At 69.6% G+C, this 14,991-nt stretch carries 21 protein-coding genes; 4 read left to right on the top strand and 17 right to left on the bottom strand.

The annotated features are described in order from the left end of the window. Window position 1: 1 nt before the first annotated feature. From NF338_RS18890 to NF338_RS18855, 8 genes are all read right to left on the bottom strand, one after another. Window positions 2-337: a hypothetical protein gene (locus NF338_RS18890; RefSeq protein ID WP_264032172.1), complete on the bottom strand. Its 336-nt coding sequence runs from the start codon at window positions 335-337 to the stop codon at window positions 2-4. Beyond that, window positions 334-867 carry a hypothetical protein gene (locus NF338_RS18885; RefSeq protein ID WP_264032171.1) on the bottom strand — a complete coding sequence of 178 codons (534 nt, stop codon included), beginning with the start codon at window positions 865-867 and terminating at the stop codon, window positions 334-336. Before NF338_RS18885 ends, NF338_RS18890 begins: the two co-directional genes overlap by 4 nt. A 108-nt stretch (window positions 868-975) precedes the next feature. Beyond that, on the bottom strand, window positions 976-2,196 hold the full coding sequence (locus tag NF338_RS18880) for a phage major capsid protein (RefSeq protein ID WP_264032170.1): 1,221 nt from the start codon (window positions 2,194-2,196) through the stop codon (window positions 976-978). 1 nt (window position 2,197) lies between these two features. Next, window positions 2,198-2,953, bottom strand: a complete 756-nt coding sequence (locus tag NF338_RS18875) for an HK97 family phage prohead protease (protein ID WP_264032169.1) — start codon at window positions 2,951-2,953, stop codon at window positions 2,198-2,200. A gap of 8 nt (window positions 2,954-2,961) precedes the next feature. Continuing rightward, window positions 2,962-4,194, bottom strand: coding sequence for a phage portal protein (locus NF338_RS18870; RefSeq protein ID WP_264032168.1), 1,233 nt, complete (start codon window positions 4,192-4,194; stop codon window positions 2,962-2,964). Beyond that, window positions 4,194-4,373 (bottom strand): hypothetical protein, encoded by a 180-nt coding sequence (locus NF338_RS18865; RefSeq protein ID WP_211933820.1) that lies wholly within the window; start codon window positions 4,371-4,373, stop codon window positions 4,194-4,196. The genes NF338_RS18870 and NF338_RS18865 overlap by 1 nt, the downstream gene beginning before the upstream one ends. A gap of 35 nt (window positions 4,374-4,408) precedes the next feature. Continuing rightward, window positions 4,409-6,223: a terminase large subunit gene (locus tag NF338_RS18860; protein WP_264032167.1), complete on the bottom strand. Its 1,815-nt coding sequence runs from the start codon at window positions 6,221-6,223 to the stop codon at window positions 4,409-4,411. Next, on the bottom strand, window positions 6,192-6,647 hold the full coding sequence (locus NF338_RS18855) for a phage terminase small subunit P27 family (RefSeq protein ID WP_264032166.1): 456 nt from the start codon (window positions 6,645-6,647) through the stop codon (window positions 6,192-6,194). Before NF338_RS18855 ends, NF338_RS18860 begins: the two co-directional genes overlap by 32 nt. Before the next feature lie 52 nt (window positions 6,648-6,699). On the opposite strand from NF338_RS18855, the gene NF338_RS18850 reads away from it, so the two are divergent. Continuing rightward, window positions 6,700-7,602: a hypothetical protein gene (locus NF338_RS18850; protein ID WP_264032165.1), complete on the top strand. Its 903-nt coding sequence runs from the start codon at window positions 6,700-6,702 to the stop codon at window positions 7,600-7,602. A gap of 99 nt (window positions 7,603-7,701) precedes the next feature. Here the strand turns inward: NF338_RS18850 and NF338_RS18845 are convergent, their stop codons facing one another. The 3 genes from NF338_RS18845 to NF338_RS21060 form a co-directional block, all read right to left on the bottom strand. Beyond that, complete coding sequence (locus tag NF338_RS18845) at window positions 7,702-8,130, bottom strand: hypothetical protein (protein ID WP_264032164.1); 429 nt, start codon at window positions 8,128-8,130, stop codon at window positions 7,702-7,704. Between the two features lie 85 nt (window positions 8,131-8,215). Further along, the gene (locus tag NF338_RS18840; protein ID WP_264032163.1) at window positions 8,216-8,542 is read right to left on the bottom strand and encodes a hypothetical protein; all 327 of its coding nucleotides are present in this window, start codon (window positions 8,540-8,542) and stop codon (window positions 8,216-8,218) included. Continuing rightward, window positions 8,539-8,745: an HNH endonuclease gene (locus NF338_RS21060; RefSeq protein WP_412847305.1), complete on the bottom strand. Its 207-nt coding sequence runs from the start codon at window positions 8,743-8,745 to the stop codon at window positions 8,539-8,541. The genes NF338_RS18840 and NF338_RS21060 overlap by 4 nt, the downstream gene beginning before the upstream one ends. 251 nt (window positions 8,746-8,996) lie before the next feature. Here NF338_RS21060 and NF338_RS18835 point away from each other — a divergent pair, with 251 nt between their 5' ends. The 3 genes from NF338_RS18835 to NF338_RS18825 all read left to right on the top strand — a co-directional run bounded on the left by NF338_RS18835 (window position 8,997) and on the right by NF338_RS18825 (window position 11,628). Then, window positions 8,997-9,428, top strand: a complete 432-nt coding sequence (locus NF338_RS18835) for a DUF4429 domain-containing protein (RefSeq protein ID WP_264032162.1) — start codon at window positions 8,997-8,999, stop codon at window positions 9,426-9,428. Between the two features lie 461 nt (window positions 9,429-9,889). Then, window positions 9,890-10,765, top strand: coding sequence for a hypothetical protein (locus NF338_RS18830; RefSeq protein WP_264032161.1), 876 nt, complete (start codon window positions 9,890-9,892; stop codon window positions 10,763-10,765). A 47-nt stretch (window positions 10,766-10,812) separates the two neighbouring features. Beyond that, a complete protein-coding gene (locus tag NF338_RS18825; protein WP_264032160.1) occupies window positions 10,813-11,628 on the top strand; it encodes a hypothetical protein in 816 nt (271 codons plus the stop codon). A 2-nt stretch (window positions 11,629-11,630) separates the two neighbouring features. On the opposite strand, the gene NF338_RS18820 is transcribed toward NF338_RS18825, so the two are convergent. The 6 genes from NF338_RS18820 to NF338_RS18795 all read right to left on the bottom strand — a co-directional run bounded on the left by NF338_RS18820 (window position 11,631) and on the right by NF338_RS18795 (window position 14,975). Continuing rightward, a complete protein-coding gene (locus tag NF338_RS18820) occupies window positions 11,631-12,176 on the bottom strand; it encodes a GNAT family N-acetyltransferase (protein ID WP_264032159.1) in 546 nt (181 codons plus the stop codon). Window positions 12,177-12,216: 40 nt separating this feature from the next. Then, window positions 12,217-12,831, bottom strand: coding sequence for a hypothetical protein (locus tag NF338_RS18815; protein WP_264032158.1), 615 nt, complete (start codon window positions 12,829-12,831; stop codon window positions 12,217-12,219). Next, a complete protein-coding gene (locus NF338_RS18810) occupies window positions 12,828-13,541 on the bottom strand; it encodes a DUF2637 domain-containing protein (protein ID WP_264032157.1) in 714 nt (237 codons plus the stop codon). The genes NF338_RS18815 and NF338_RS18810 overlap by 4 nt, the downstream gene beginning before the upstream one ends. An 89-nt stretch (window positions 13,542-13,630) precedes the next feature. Then, complete coding sequence (locus NF338_RS18805) at window positions 13,631-13,894, bottom strand: hypothetical protein (RefSeq protein WP_264032156.1); 264 nt, start codon at window positions 13,892-13,894, stop codon at window positions 13,631-13,633. Further along, window positions 13,891-14,217 carry a hypothetical protein gene (locus NF338_RS18800; RefSeq protein ID WP_264032155.1) on the bottom strand — a complete coding sequence of 109 codons (327 nt, stop codon included), beginning with the start codon at window positions 14,215-14,217 and terminating at the stop codon, window positions 13,891-13,893. The genes NF338_RS18805 and NF338_RS18800 overlap by 4 nt, the downstream gene beginning before the upstream one ends. Then, window positions 14,214-14,975: a hypothetical protein gene (locus NF338_RS18795; protein ID WP_264032154.1), complete on the bottom strand. Its 762-nt coding sequence runs from the start codon at window positions 14,973-14,975 to the stop codon at window positions 14,214-14,216. Before NF338_RS18795 ends, NF338_RS18800 begins: the two co-directional genes overlap by 4 nt. Between the last annotated feature and the right edge of the window lie 16 nt (window positions 14,976-14,991).

Raw genomic sequence — 14,991 nt, 5'->3', positions numbered from 1 at the left:
GTCACGCCCCCTTCCACGCGATGAGGACGACCTCGGTGTGGTCGAGCGAGCCGCCGCGGTAGTGCTGCGGCTCGCCGTCGACGCGGTACGCGGTACCGCGCCACCGGAGGCGGTCCCCGGCCTGCAACCACTCGGTCAGTGGCCCAGAGGCACGCCACCGACCGGTGACGACCTCCGCATCCCCGAGGGACTCGTTCGTCCCGACGGGCTGCACGTTCCAGCCAGGGACGGCCTGTTCGACGACGTCCTCGGTCGGGACGCCGTCGTCGTCCGGTTCCCCGGTGGTCACGACGAGCACCGTGAGCGTCTCGCGGTGCAGCAGGCGAGGGAGCCTCATGACCGGTCCCCGTGGCGAAGTTCGTAGCGGGCGACGGCGTCGGACCAGCGTTGCGTGACGCCGCTGGCGGCGGTCGCGAAGAACGCCATCTGCTCACTGCCTGCGGCGACGTTAGCCACGGACGGGAGCACCCAGTACGTCGCCTCGGCCTGCTCAAGCACGGCGTCGGCGATGTCTCCGGGGACGCTGTCCCAGCCGTGCGTGTACGTGACCTCGATGTTCTCGAGCCCGTCAGGCCAACGCGCGTCGCGCCGGAGGATTCCGGCGCGACGCGCGACCTCGAAGTCGGTCACGGGCGACCCGCCGATGACGACCGTGACGTCGCCGACGACGGGGACCGCAGGGAGGAGGAGAGTGCGGGTGCCGTCTCCCGAGAGGTGGACGACGTCGTCCTCCACCTTCAGGATCGGGTACCCGACCTCGCCCTCGAAACGGTCACTCGCCCGCTGCAGAGCCAGCAGCAGACCCAGATCGCTTACCGCGACCCCGAGACGTGTTGCGAGGTCGCTTGGCTTCGCCAGCTGCGCCACCGTCGGCCTCCTTCACGTCGACCTTCTCCGTGGGCTCAGGTCCCTTGCTCGGGCCGAGCCCGAGGCGCGCCGCATCCTCGTCGCGGTAGCGGACGCCGTTGACGACGATCACGGCGTCTCGTCGGCGAGCTCGGCGACGAGGAGCTTCGCGGGCTCACGGATGAGCAGGAGCTCGCGGACCTCGGCGCGGATGTAGGTGAGGTTGTGACGGGCGTCGTCCTCGTTCTGGTTGAACGCCTCGATCGTCAGCCCCTCGCGCTCGAGCAGCTGGACGGTGGAGAAGTCGCCGAGGACCGCGGAGCCCTCGGTGACCTTCGAGGAGACGAAGCGGGGGCGACCCCAGATCGTCGACGGGCCCGCGCCGAACGGGCCGTTGCCGTAGTACCGCTGGTTCGCGTCCTGCAGCAGGTCGAGCTTCTCGTCGTCCGCGGGGTTGAGGACCACGGCCTGCACCTCGGTGTCCGACGTGACACGCAGCTTGGTGATCGCCTTGCGGATCGTCGTCGGGATGTCCGTCGCGAACGCCTGGTTCAGGACGCCGGTGGTGTTGAGGATGCCGCGCGGCTCGTTGGTGCCCGTGCCGTTGAGGACGAGGTCCTCGATCTTGGCCCAGACGTTCCGCGTGAGCACGGAGTCGATGAGCGCGGCGATGATGCCGTCGTCGGCGAGCTCCTGGTTCGTGACCTTGATGCCGTCGGCGACCACGTGCGCGGCGGCCTGGGCGACCTGCGTCGTGAGCTCGCTCAGCGGCTTGAGTCCGCGCTCGGGGACGACGGCGGCGGCGGCCGTCGCGGCGACGAGCTGCCTGTACTCGACGTACGACGTCGCGGTCGTGCCGCGGGTGATGAGGTCGAGGAGCGTGGGCGGCTTCGGGTAGGTCAGGTCGACGATGCCCGGGAGGCGGTCGTAGACGATCGCTCCGCCGAGGTTCGTGCCGAGTGGGGTCGGGTCGCCCTCGGCCTTGGCCGCGAACGATCCGAGGCCAGCGGCCTTGATCGAAACCGGCTTGCCGGAGACCCCGAGCGGGTTGGCCTCGCGGTGGGCCTTCATCGCGTCGGAGTTGATGAACCGCTGGCCGAGGGTGCGGCCGGCGGGCTGCTCGCCGTCGTCGTCCTTGGTGCGGACGTCCGACGTGCGACCGCGACCGGCCTCGGTGAGTGCCTTGGCCGTCTCGTCGCGCTTGCGGATGATGTCCGCGAGCTCGCCGATGCGCTTCACGACCTCGTCGGCGCGGGTGACCTCCTCGGGGGTGATGGTCCCCTCGTTGGCCTTGGTGAGCAGCTCGGCGCGCTCGGCGTCCAGCTGCTGCAGCTCGAGCTTCGGGTCCATGTCAGGCCCGTCCTTCCGTGGTAGACAGCGCGAGGCGCGCCTTGAGTGATGCGGGAACGACGAAGGCCCCGGCGTCCGCCGGGGCCTTCTGGGTGGGTGGTGCGCCAGGCGTGTCGCCTGGGGGCTCGTCGGGCGGGTTCTTCCGCTCCGTCTTCTCGGCCTCGCTGATGAGCGCGCCGAGGGTGTGGTGCACGGACTTGAGGGTGTCGACGTGGCGGGCTGCGAGGTCGGTGCCCTCGCTGTCGATCTGGTCGCTGAGCGACTTCACGCCCAGGAGCTGGGTCTCGGCGTTCGCGCCCTTGAAGCAGGGCCCGGCCTCCCAGAGATCGACGTCGATGATCTCGTAGTAGGGCTCCTCGCCCTCCTTCTCGACCCACGCTCCCTCGCGGATGCGGCCGGACCAGGAGAACTCGACGACGAGGCCCTCGGCCATGAGCTTGCGAGAGAGCTGCCCCGACTCGGTGTCGAGGTACTCGGCGTGGAACAGCAGCCCGTCGGCGGTCTCCTCGGCGGACGCCTTCCCGATGAACGCGCCCATGTCGTAGAACTGGTGCGACCACAGCACGGGGATGGGGTTGTCGCCCCACTCCTCGAGCGTGCGGGTGAACGCGCCCTCGCGGACGACGTCGCCCTGGCTGTCCACGTTGCCGAACACGGCGACGAGCGCGTCGAACCCGCCGTTCGGCCCGGCGTCGACCTTCGTCACGGTGGCCGCGTACCGCTTGAGGACCGCGGCCCCGGTGCGCGAGTCGGTCATGATCCCTCCTATGCGCCGGTCGGCGCGGTGTCGGCGGGCGACGCAAGGCCGCCCTCGGTGACGTTCTTCGGGACGACGAGCTCGTCCGCGCCTTCGAGCGCGGGAAGGTTCTGCCGGGCGCGGGCTTCGTTCCGCGTGAGCCAGGGACCGCCCGTCGACCGGGAGAGGACCTCCGCCTGCTCGGTGAACGACCCGGCCATTGCGGTCTCACGGTTGAACTCGACGTACATGCCCTGCTGGTCCGCGAGCGCGGGAACTATCTCGGCGTTGAACGCCTGCTCGAATCCCTCCATGACCGGCCCGAGGGTCGGGCCGAACAGCATCTGCCGGAATGCAGCAATGTTCGCGAACGTGCCTTCGCGCGCACCGACGAGCTCGGGCGGAATGTGGTACGCGGAGGCGACCTCGGCGTCCGTGAGCTGGCGGCCCTCGATGTCCTGAGCGTCGACCGGCTTGAGCCCTTCAAGCTGCTGGTACTCCATGCCGTCTTCGAGGATCGGCGTCCCGCCGGCACGCTCACCGACTGTGCGGAAGGCGCGCCACGAGTTGACGAACCGGTCGCGCTTCGTACCCTCGAGCGACTTCGGGTGCTTGAGGACGCCGGACACCTTCGCGCCCTCGTCCCACTGCGCGGAGCGCCACTGCACGGCCCGTGCCTGCTCGTCGAGCAGGTTCGACAGGGTCGCCAGCGGCGATACGCCGTGCGCCTTCGCGGGGTGCCACCCGGCGTCGAACGCGAGCGGGAAGTCGTCGAGCGTGACCTTGCCGGCGGGAGTGAGCATCCGGATGCGGGTCACGGCCCCGAGGAAGTCCGACTCGACGTCGAGGAGCCGCGGGGGGATGCGCTGCAGCACGCCGTCGATCAGCGCTACGCAGTACAGGTCGTACATGCACAGGTCGACGGTCAGGTCGTGCATGAGCCGGTACCCGGTGACGTGCCGCTGCGGCAGGTGCAGCGTGCGCTCGAGCGTCGAGCCAGCGGCGCGACGCCGGTCCGTGTCCGACACCCGTTCGAAGGCGTGGAGCGGGACCGACGCGACGCCGCGTGCGGCGAACTCGACCACCTTGCGGACCGAGGGCTGCGACTTCCAGACCCGTAGCGGGTCGTGCTTGCCGCCCCCGGTGATGACGGACAGCGGCGTGCCAGGGTCGACAACCGGGATGTCGCCCCATGTCGTGCGCGCCGGTACGCCGGTGCCCCACGTCACGGTGCGCCCGTCGGGGTTCGCGAAGGTCACCATCAGCCGCTCACCTGCCCGACGAGCACGGATCGGTGCGGCACGAGGACGTGCCCGGCGATCGGCGCGACACCCTGCGGCGTGACGGCTTCCGCGTCGACGAGCTTCATGACGCGCCACCGCCACGACCGGACGACACGACCACGCACGGCCGCACCATCCGTGAGGGTGAGAAGCACCACGCTTCCGGTCTTGCAACGCACGGGGCCTCCTCGGTTCAGGCGATGATCAGGTCGTGGTCGTCGTAGGCCGACATGCCGGCGTCGTCGGCGATCGCCTCCGACATCGCGGTGACCAGCGCTGACCAGCCGTCGATCTTGTTGCCGGACGTGCCGCCGCGCTGCTTCGACGGCTTCACGTTCTCCGCCGCATCGGTCTCGACCGCGAGGTTGTCGGTCATCCAGCGCATGACCGGGTTCCCGCCGTGGCGGAGCATGGGGCGCGCGGCGTCCTTCTGGGAGCCGAGCAGCAGCAGGCGCTGGCACTCCTTGAGCGCGGGGGAGAGCGTGAGGAACCCCTGCCGCACCTTCACCATCGGCAGTCCCTTGCCCGCGAGGTTGTTCACGAGCTGAGTCGCGCCGTAGGGGTCGAACCCGAACGACCGGATGTCGAACTTCTCCGTGTCGGCCAGCGCCTGGGACTCGATGAAGTCGTAGTCCGTGACGTTGCCCGGGGTGACCGTGAGCCACCCCTCCTTGACCCAGCGTGACGCCGCGCCGGCGGTCCGCTTGTCGAGCGCCTCGACGTTCGCCTCGGGGGTCCAGAACCGCCAGACGGCGTCGAACCCGCCACCGTCCGCGGGGAAGAGGTGACACATCGCCGACAGGTCCGACACCGACGCGAGGTCGAGGCCGGAGTAGCACGCGCGGCCGACGAGCTCGTCCTCGCGCACGGTCATGCCCGCGTTCGCGTCCCACACGGCCAGGTCGATGTACCGCGTCTCCTGCTTCGTGCGGATGCCGAGGTGCAGGCGCAGGAACGCGGCCAGGTCCGCCGGACTGTTCTTCGCCTTCCGCGACTCGGCCGCGAGGTACGCCCGGGTCGGGCTGATCCCGTACCCCGGGTTTGCCTTGCGCCACGTCGTCTCCGCGTGCGGGTCGTCGCCATCGTCCGCGGCCCACACGACGCCGTACACCGACTCGTCCTTGATGACCGCTCGGGCGAGCTGCTCGACGTACCGCCGCTTGCGGTCGTAGATCGTGTCGGGCTTCCCGGAGTCGGCCGTCGTGATGATGACGACGAGTGGCTGGGTGCGGGACCCGCGGCCGGTCTCGATCGTCTCGACGAGGTCCGGTGTCTTGTGGACGTGGAGCTCGTCGATGATGCCGCCGTGGATGTTCGCGCCGTGCTGCGCGTCGGCCGACGACGACACGACCTCGATGTACGACCCGGAGCGCACGTGCACGACGCGCTTCGCGAACGCCTTGACCTTGCCCTTGAGCGCGGGCGTGCGCTCCGCGAGGGTCTTGATCGGGTTGAAGACGAACCCGGCCTGCCGCTCGCTCGTCGCTGCGGTGACGACCTGCGCGCCCGCCTCCCCGTCGGCGCACGCGAGGTAGATCGCGAGGCCCGCCGAGAGCGTGCTCTTGCCGTTCTTGCGCGGCACGTCGACGTACAGGTCGCGGATGATCCGGACGTAGTCCCCGGCGTCGTCGTCCCACCGGACCCACCCGAACGTCGGCGCGATGATGTACGCGACCTGCCACGGGTCGGGCGTGAGCGGCTTCCCGGCCCACTGGCCGGCGACGTGCCGCAGCGCGGTGAACGCGCGGAGCACACGGTCGACGTGGTCGAACGAGAACTGCGCGCCGCGCACGGTGCGCGGCTCGGGGGTCTTGACCTTCGGCGGGCAGTCGGGGAGCGGGATGCCCCGCGCCTCCATGTACGCCGCGACCTCGGGACTGATCTTGAGACGGCGCAGCGCCGCGGCCGACGGCCCGCGAGGCTCGGGCGCGGTCGCGCGCTTCGCCGGGTTCCCCGACTTCGCCGCCCGGCTCGTGCTAGTCGAACGGGTTCTCGTCGTCGTTGCCACGGCCGTCACCCCTTGCGAGCGCCTGCTCCGTGCTCGGGGTCAGGCCGAAGTGCGCGGCGATCGCGCGAACCTCCTTCGCGGCGTTGCGCTGGATCGCGACCGCCGGGTGCGGGATGAGGCCCTGCTTCGCCTCGATGAACAGGCCGTGCACGCGAATCTGGTCCGTCGCCTCGCAGAACACGGCCCACGCCTCGCAGTACGTGACGAGCGTCGCGCGGTCGCCCTCCTTGAGGAGGTCGAGCCGGACGAGCTCGGGCACGACCCGGTTCCACTCGTCGAGCGCCTCGCCGACGAGGTCGTCAGGCGGCGTCGGCGTGATGCGCCGGAACATTGGGCCCGTCTCCACGGGACGGCCGCCCGAGTCCTTGCCCTCGCCGCGACCGTTGAGGAGGCGCAACTTCGCGGGAGCAGCGGTCCTCGCCATTTCGCCCACCACCTCTCTTCCTGCGGGGCCCCCAATGAGGCAGGATTACGCGGTGACCAGGACTAGAACGGGGTCTGTTGCCGCAGCAACGATTCCCTACGCCCATCTCGCTCTCGGCGCGACCGTGATTGCGATCGCGTCCCTAGCCGTGTTGGTTGTCGTCACATCGATACGGGATGTTGACGTCCTGAGCGTTGTGGCGATGGTTCTCGCCGTTCTCGCCTTCGTGGTTCAGATCATCGTCTTCATCGTGCAGACAGCCGAGGCCGGTCGGCAGGCGCGCGACGGTCAAGAACTGCACGCGCAACTTGTGGCGCTCGTCTCACGAGTCGAGGAAAGGACCCACGGTACCCAGGTAACGGTGGACCGGATGAATGAACACTTGTTCGCTGGATTGCTCGGGAAGTCACGGAGCGAAGGGCTAGATATTGCAGAAACGGCGCGCGAACTCGCAAGCGCCGTGACTGCATTGCCGGACTCAGCCGACAACACGGCAGCTAGAGGAGGTAGTGCGAGGTCCCGAGGAGCGGGAACGTTCACGGGCTATCCGCCGGCTTTGAGCGCATCCGAGGCAAGCAGGGTCAGAGCGACGCTGGCGCTGTGGCCAAACGCGACCGATGTCGACGAGATCGCCTCCCGTCTAGCGTCACTCGCCCAGTCGGAACGCTACCAACTGTTCCGGCTCGCGCATGATCTCTGGGAGTTCTCCGAGCCCGGGAGTCACGTGGGTCCTGGATTGCGCTCGATGAACTCTTCACGGTTGGTCGACCTGGGCCTTGTGGCTCTCGAAGGCGGTGTCCACACGTTGACTCCCGAAGGGGTGCGGCTTGCCCGAGTGGCTACCGCACAGGGCCAACTTCCACCTGAACTTGGCGCGCTGCGACGCTTCCGAGATGAAGCCATGGATGTGTATGACGAGAGGTTGTCCAGGGAGTTGCTGTCTACAGAAGATTGACACCCCCTTCGTCGTTTGTGAGCAGCCGGGAAGAGGCGATCGGCGGCGCGGCCGGAGCCGAGGTCGGGCAGGATCGCGACACCCCCCTGGGGAGGGTGGTCAGCGGCTCCTGTACCCGACCTCGGGGACCTGGACGGTGACGTCGATGTCGTACTGGCGGTTGCGAACGTGGGCGAGCGCGAGGCGCACGTCGGCCGGCGTGCCGTCGAGGATGACGAGTCGGTCGCCGTCGATGAAGCGGAGGCCGCGCGCGGTCGATGGTGTCGTGCACAGGCGGACGTGGGACGGGTTGAGCGTCTGGCTTGCTCGCCAGTGGTGCGCGGCTTGCTGCGTCGGTGCGGCGATGAACACGAGCGGCCCTCGGTCGAGCAGCGCAGGGTGCGTGGTCGGCGCGGTGTCGGTTGGCTGCTGCTCGTCGCGTCGTCGGGTCATCCGGCCGACCGCGTACCCGAACAGGGCAGCGACAGCGAACCAGAGGCAGAAGAAGAACCCGCCGAGGTCGAGGAGCGCGGTGGCGACGTCGCTCATGACTCGCTCCACAGGACGTAGTCAGCCTTCGTCGTCTCGCGCGCCCGCTTGATCGCGGCCAGGACGAGGGCGAGAGCGGCGGCCGTCACGGGTTCACCCGCACCGTGGCGTGCGTGCCCCGGAGGGCGTCGAGCACCTGGGGGAGCGTGTCGTGCTCGGCGTGGACCGTCACGTTGACGACGACGTCGAACGCGGGGGAGGCAGGCTCGTCGAACACGCCCTGCTTGGTGCCGCGGTCGAGCTCGCCCTCGAGCGTGAGGACGACGCCGCGCTGCTCGAGCGCGGCGACGAACGCGGCAGCGTCCCGGTGGGACGTGAGCTCGCCGACGAGGTTGCCGAACTTCTCGTCGCACGTGATGCGGACGAGGTCGACGACGTCGTCGGTCGCGGCCGTGGGCTGGGGGTCGGTCATCGGTTCGCTCCTCGTCGTCGTGCGCGCATGCGCTCGGTGTCGCGGTAGGTCTTCACGTCGTGGCACGGCTCGCAGAGGCCCTGCCCGTTGCGGGTGTCGGTGCGTGCCCCGCCCTCGCCGATCGGGACGATGTGGTCCGCCTGTGTCGCGGGGGCGGTGCAGGGGCCGGGGTGGTTGCCGCACCAGCCGGTGCAGCGGCACACGGGGTCGTGTTCCAGGACGAGGCGGCGGAACCGGCCGCGCTCGGCACCCGTGAGGGCGCGCGTGTTCGCGGACGGGTTCTCCCACGGCTTGCGCTGGTGGTCGGCGCAGCGGCCTCGCTCGGTGGTGAGTTGGTGGCACCCAGGGACGGGGCAGCGGGACGGGGGAGCGACAGGCACCGGGCGTCACCTCCGTGCGGTCGCTACCCTGCGGCCATGAGCGAGGAGCTGCAGGTCAAGGGTGTCAACGGGTCGTGACGTTCGACGGGTCGTTCGTGACGATCGAGCGGAAGGGTCTCGCGTGGGCCACGATCGGGAAGGGCACGAAGCGCATCCCGGTCGCGTCGATCACCGCGGTGCAGTGGAAGCAGCCGGGCGCATTGGTGAACGGGTTCATCCAGTTCACGCTGGGCGGCGGTGTGGAGCGGCGGTCGTCGTTCGGGTCGCAGACGTTCGACGCGGGCAAGGACGAGAACTCCGTCATCATGACGAAGAAGCAGGGCCCGGAGTTCGAGGCGCTACGCGCGGCCGTCGAGGCTGCGATCGCGGCGCACCACGCGCCGTCGGCACCGGCCGCGCCGGCGTCGGGAGCGGAGGAGGTCGCGCGGCTCGCGGACCTGCACCAGCGGGGCATCCTCTCGGACGAGGAGTTCACGGCGGCGAAGGCGCGGGCGCTAGGTCTGTGAACGGGTGGCGGCCCCGCCGTCCGGGTGCCGTCGCTGTCACCGGAGGGCGGGGCGTGCTGTGGGTGTGCCGCGAGCGGGCCGACGGCGTGCGCTTCGGTGCCCCGAAGGTCCGCCCCCGGGAGCTCGTGCAGCTCGACCGGGGGCGGACGGTGTCGCGCCACCAGTACGCCCGGGAGCGAAGCGGGCACACGTGTAGCGCTGCATCGAAGTGTGGCCGACCTGTACGTCTATTGCAAGTAGCCGTGCGTGCGCGATGTGGTGGACGGTTTGGGCGCGTGTGTCTTGGCAACCTCGTAGACCTGCGCGAGGTCGACGAGGGTTCGGCGGTGCTTGCGTCCGTGCGGGGTGATCCAGCCCTTGCGGAGCCAGTCACGGATCGTCGCTGGGGAGCGGTGCACCGCGACTGCCGCAGCGTGGGTGTCTACAAGTTGTGTCATCGGGTAGGAGTACCTTTCTCAGCCATGGGGATGATCGCGTCGATTCGACGACTCTGGTACGGACCGGACACCAGCCAGAACATCGATCTCATGATGGGCAGCGCCCGCCAGGACTGGATTCACAGCGGGGTCGTAAGCGTCACGGACGTCCAGGAATCACTGACGCTCGCCTCGTCAGCGTTCAAAGGAGGTCTTCATCATGCCCCGCCCGGCAGCGTCGTCGTCGTGCGCTCGTACTCGGGTACTGGCACGATCCGCCACGATCCCGTTGCCGCCGACATCAGCGCGGCGGAGTGGGAGAGTGTCGGCTTCACCGTCGGGTTCGCTACCGAGGCCGAATTGGCCCGGGACGAGTGGAACCGGTACCAGTTTTCGCACTCGGTGACCCTCTCGATCAGCCCGACTGACGTAAACGTCAATAGCCACGTCACTCACGACGCGTCCGCCAGCGTTCCTCCGGCTGACCAGGTTGTCCGGGAGGCGCATGACGCCGCGGTCAAGGGGCTCAGTGCTGGTCTGAAGCGGCGGACGCCGCCGGTTCGCTGGGCTCAACTCCGGTCGATCGTCATGCCGCTGGTGATCCTCGCACTCTGGTTGTGGGCAATGCTGACGTCGGTACCGGTTCTCCCGGTGTGGCTGTTCTCCGGAGCGATCACTGTGTATGTGGCGTACGCGACGCTGCGCTCCGTCTCGGTCCCGAAGGCCATGGCGGGTGGGTCGACCTCGTGGGTGTACGGAGCGCCCCTCGTTGACCTGACCCCGCGTTCGGAGATGCTAGCCCGACGTGCCAGCGGACACCGCGACGCGAAGGTTGTCGCGGTGTCCGTGGCCGCAACCCTCGTCGCTGCCGTCCTGACCGCATACTTCACGGGCCTGTGGACGCCGGGGGCGGCGGATTGAGAAACTTCACCCTCATGGGTCTCGTCCGCAACTTCTAGACTCCGCACATGGCATGGACTCCCCTCTCGGTACGACGCGGTCGCCGCGCCCCCTTCGAACTCGTCGACGGGGTCCCGGACTATCTGAAGGTGCCCCTCCTTGAGTGGGTAGAGTCGCTGCTCATCGACCTCACGTTCGGTGTCCGAGAAGAGCTCCTGAATCAGTTGCTGATCAAGCTGCAGATTCCCGTCGCCCAGAGGGACGCACCGAGGAGGTACGAGGCACTTGTCGGCATGATCGTGCGCGACGACGATCTCTTTCTCGATGTTCTGGACGCGCTGTGCATCGTGGCGGCTGACTCGCGACTCCGCGAACTTGACGGACTCCTGGACAACGGAATGTCGATGTATCGGGTGCGGCGCACGGAACCTAACGGCCTTGAGGAGCGCCTGGGCGACGAAGTGCGTACGGCGGTCTCGAGCGCCACGTCCAAGCGTGACCGGGCCTCCGACGAGCTCGCTGCCGCGTGGGCCGCGGCGTTTGGGCGTCACCGCGACGCAACCGCAGCGTGGAACTCCGCCGTCAAGGCCGTTGAACACCTGATGCACTCCATCGTCGAGCCAAACAACACGAAGGCGACGCTGGGTAGCATGGTCGCCGCACTCCGCAACAAGCCGGAGAAGTGGCGGTTCGAGATCGCGGCGAAGAACGACGACACGACGGCGCGTCCCTTTCTCCAAGCACTCGAGCTCATTGGATACGAGCCCGGCAGACACGGCACCGATCCCAAGAGGGCGACGATCGAGCAGGCGCGCATCGTCGTGCTTCAGGCGGTCACCATCGTGGAGTGGCTCCGCGCCGGGGCGCTCACGCGTGCGTCGTAGCCTCATCGTCGGACCGGCTTGAGTCTCTTGTAGAAGAAGAACGCAGGTTGCTCAGTGCCAGGAGTCGTCCACTCGCGGCCAAAGAACGGCGGCAGCGGCTCGCCGTCCTGGAGCACCGTGAAGCCGTGGCGTCCATAGAACTCGCGCAGACCTCTGACTTCCAGGTCGGCGGTCGCGTTGCCGAACCACACCTTCGTTCCACGGTGCCGGAGCGAGCGCTCGAGGTATCGGATGAGGTCCGTTCCAACTCCTCGGCGGCGAGCATCAGGAGACACTGCCATCAAGTCCAGTTCGCTGACGGCGTCCAGGTCGCCGACAGCGTGTCCCAACTGCGAAGCCATGGCGAGTCCAGCCGCCCTCTGAGGGCGACATGTGAGCGCTGCGCCAAGGAGGTCGTCGCCGTCACGCACCTGGGCAACGATTGGCCGGTAGATCGCGTCATGAGCCGTTCGCGGCACTGCGTTTGGCGCGATGTCGTCGAAGGTCTGAGTAAACAGCTGTTGCACTTCGGCGCGCTGGGTATCCGTCACGGCAAGCGTCACATTCATAGCGGTCACCGTACTGCGCGTCTGCGGGGCCATAGGGCGCTCACTCGGCCGTCCCGCTTCCGTCGCAGATCGTCCTGATGGCGGAGTCGAGCACGCGTAGGACGCCGCGGCGGATGGCCTGCAGCTCGGGGTTGTACCTGCTCGCGACCGCGTCGGACTCGAACCGGTGGCGGGCGGCCTCGACGTGGTGCGCGGCGAGCGCGCGGTCGGCGTCGGGCGGGGTCGGCCACAGGATGGCGACGGGGTAGGCGAGGTCGGTGGACTCGACACCGTCGGTGAAGCCGGTCGGGAGCCAGGGGCGCGGCCCGCCGGCGTTCTCGACGACAGTCCCGTTGGAGTCGCGCAGGACGGCGCGCGCCGGAAAGCTGTCGACTTGATCCGGGCTGGTCAAAGTTGCGGCCGGAACCTGGACGTCGTCGCCGGTTGGTCCAGGTTGCGCGGGCTCGAGGAGCACGGCCCCGGCCTGCGCGACGGCGAACGATCCGACGAGGGTCGGGCCGGTGATCGAGAACGTCTCCGCGCCGGACGACGGCCGGGTGCCGACCTTCACGGCGGCTCCCGGGCAGCCGCGGCCGTCGGTGAAGCCGACGCGCGCGCCGAGCGGGAGCGCGTCGAGCTCGTCGTTGGTGAGGGTGGGGTGGTCGGCGTTCGTCATGCGGGCACCTCCTGGGTGCGAAGGAAGTCGGACACGGTGGTCTTGCTCAGGCCCACGTGGTCGGCGATCGCGCGGACGGACAGTCCGTCTGCCTTGAGGCGGACGATCGTGTCCGCGTGGTCGGTTGCTCGTGGGGGGCGGGGCTGTCCGGCGACGCGGTGTCGGCGGACGGTGCGGGGTCGGCGACGGGCAGGGGAGCCGAGCTCGTCGACGATGGAGACCCAGTCCGTGCGGGTGGGCCGTCCGGTGTCCGGGGTGGCTGCCGCGTCCGGGGTGTCCGGGCGGGCGATCATCCGGTCAGCGATCTCGTGGCAGCCGAGGAGGCTGCCGATCGGGAAGAGCCCGGCGAGGATCGCGCCCACGGTTCCCTGCCACCCGCCGGGGCCCATGCCGAACGCGTGCGCCGCATTCGCGAGGCTGGACACGGCCGTCCAGAGCGCGACCCACGTCCACGGCCGGACAGCGGACTCGCCGCGTGCCCGGGCTGCGAGGGCCGAGTACGTGTAGACGAGGATCGCGCCGTCGATGAACAGTGGGACGAGGGGGGCGAGGAACCACGGGACCGCGGCCCACGGGGCGAGGGCGGACAGTCCGGCGAACGACAGGACGAAGGACACGGCCACGAGTAGTCCGGTCGCGGACATCGCCGCGACGAGCGCGTGACGGGTGTCCGGGTTGATGCGGGCCGGGCGGTGGTGCGTGGTGGGCATGATGCTCGCTCGCTCTCGGTTGTTGGTGTCCGGGGCGCTGTCCGGGACGGTGGTGGTGTCCGGCGTCCGGGCCGGATGGGCGGACGCGGTCACGCGTTCACCCAGTCGCGGCCGCGGTAGCGGACGGGGTCGCTCCACGGCTCGCCGGGGCCCTCGGCGAAGAGGGACAGGCCCTCCGCGCCGTCCTCGGCGCGCTCCGACGGGCCGACACGCCACGACGGGTCGGACGCCCACGCGGCACCGAGCTCGAACAAGAGCTCGGGGAGCTGCTCGGCCGCCTCCTCGCGGAGCGCGTCGAGCGTGCGGTCAAGGCCGGCGTACTCGAGCGGGAACTCGACGACGAGCGTGCTCATCGCGCATTCCCCGCCCTCGTCGCCAACGGCTTGATCCCGATGGACTCGAGGTATCGCTCCTGCTCCTCGCGCTTCCGTCCGTAGGACACCCGGAACGCCTCGTCCTCGTCGAGCACGGGCCCCACGAGCTCCTCCCCGGACCAGGACTCGTACAGCTCGCCGGTATCGCCGTCGTCAGCGCCGTAGTCCCACGAGGTGCCGCAGGACGGACAGGTCCACCCGTCGCCGCCGTCGTTCTCGAGGTCGACGTCGCACGTGCTGCACGTCGGGTAGTGGATGACGAGGCTCGGCGCTTCCGCGAGCTTGAGGTACTCGGTGCTCATCGGGTCGCCTCTGCGTGCGCGCGGACCGCGGTGGTGAGCGCGGTCGAGAGCGCGGACTCCCGAAGGCTGCCGCCGTCGGGGTCGGCCCACAGGTCAACGAGCTCGCGCGCGGCGTCGACGACAGAGCGCGCCGCGAGCAGCGCGGAGCCGTTGGCGGCGGCACGCTGGTGCGCCGCGAGGTGGTTCGCGCGCTCGGCCTCGAGCTCGGCGGCGAACGCCTCGGCCGTCGCGCGCGCGACGACGAGGGCGTCCTGCGCGCGCTGCGTCTCCTGCCGGGACTCGGCGAGGATCGACTCGAGCGTCGCGATGCGGACGGCGTGCTCGACGTCGACCTGGTGCGCGACGCCGGGCGGGGTGCCGACGAGGAGGGACGCGAGGGCGTCCGGCGAGTAGGCGCGGCGTGCTTGCGGGGGCGGGGCGACGAGTGTCGTGCCGCCGTTCTCGGCGACAACGGCGCACACGTCGGGAACAGCCGCGACCGCGGGGCGGTGGGCGTCGGCTCCGCGGCGTGACCCGGAGGCGCTGTAGGTCTGGCACAGGGGTGCTCGGGCTGCGGGGCCGTCGATGATGACGTCGAACGCGTCGCGTGCGGCGAAGTGGATGCGGTTGCCGTCGGCGTCGGGCTCGTCGAGCCGGATGACGTAGTCGTAGGTGCGCCCGACGACCGGCGTGTTGCGGTGGTCGACGACGGTCGCGGTCGCTCCGTCGGTGCAGCGGACTCGAGTGCCGGTGGGCACACGGTCGGTGGTGCTGGTCATGATTCGCTCCATGTGT

The organism is Cellulosimicrobium sp. SH8 (assembly GCF_025818875.1).
Taxonomy (GTDB): domain Bacteria; phylum Actinomycetota; class Actinomycetes; order Actinomycetales; family Cellulomonadaceae; genus Cellulosimicrobium; species Cellulosimicrobium cellulans_D.
Note: the sequence above shows the minus strand (reverse complement) of the source record. Positions and strands in the feature narration are given on the sequence as shown.

Coding starts and splice junctions, on each gene's coding strand:
- NF338_RS18830 (WP_264032161.1), top strand. CDS start 9,890: ATGGGGATGATCGCGTCGATTCGACGACTCTGGTACGGACCGGACACC.
- NF338_RS18845 (WP_264032164.1), bottom strand. CDS start 8,130: ATGAGCGACGTCGCCACCGCGCTCCTCGACCTCGGCGGGTTCTTCTTC.
- NF338_RS18875 (WP_264032169.1), bottom strand. CDS start 2,953: ATGACCGACTCGCGCACCGGGGCCGCGGTCCTCAAGCGGTACGCGGCC.
- NF338_RS18795 (WP_264032154.1), bottom strand. CDS start 14,975: ATGACCAGCACCACCGACCGTGTGCCCACCGGCACTCGAGTCCGCTGC.
- NF338_RS18800 (WP_264032155.1), bottom strand. CDS start 14,217: ATGAGCACCGAGTACCTCAAGCTCGCGGAAGCGCCGAGCCTCGTCATC.
- NF338_RS18805 (WP_264032156.1), bottom strand. CDS start 13,894: ATGAGCACGCTCGTCGTCGAGTTCCCGCTCGAGTACGCCGGCCTTGAC.
- NF338_RS18820 (WP_264032159.1), bottom strand. CDS start 12,176: ATGAATGTGACGCTTGCCGTGACGGATACCCAGCGCGCCGAAGTGCAA.
- NF338_RS18880 (WP_264032170.1), bottom strand. CDS start 2,196: ATGGACCCGAAGCTCGAGCTGCAGCAGCTGGACGCCGAGCGCGCCGAG.
- NF338_RS18810 (WP_264032157.1), bottom strand. CDS start 13,541: ATGCCCACCACGCACCACCGCCCGGCCCGCATCAACCCGGACACCCGT.
- NF338_RS18855 (WP_264032166.1), bottom strand. CDS start 6,647: ATGGCGAGGACCGCTGCTCCCGCGAAGTTGCGCCTCCTCAACGGTCGC.
- NF338_RS18890 (WP_264032172.1), bottom strand. CDS start 337: ATGAGGCTCCCTCGCCTGCTGCACCGCGAGACGCTCACGGTGCTCGTC.
- NF338_RS18870 (WP_264032168.1), bottom strand. CDS start 4,194: ATGGTGACCTTCGCGAACCCCGACGGGCGCACCGTGACGTGGGGCACC.
- NF338_RS18815 (WP_264032158.1), bottom strand. CDS start 12,831: ATGACGAACGCCGACCACCCCACCCTCACCAACGACGAGCTCGACGCG.
- NF338_RS18825 (WP_264032160.1), top strand. CDS start 10,813: ATGGCATGGACTCCCCTCTCGGTACGACGCGGTCGCCGCGCCCCCTTC.
- NF338_RS18840 (WP_264032163.1), bottom strand. CDS start 8,542: ATGACCGACCCCCAGCCCACGGCCGCGACCGACGACGTCGTCGACCTC.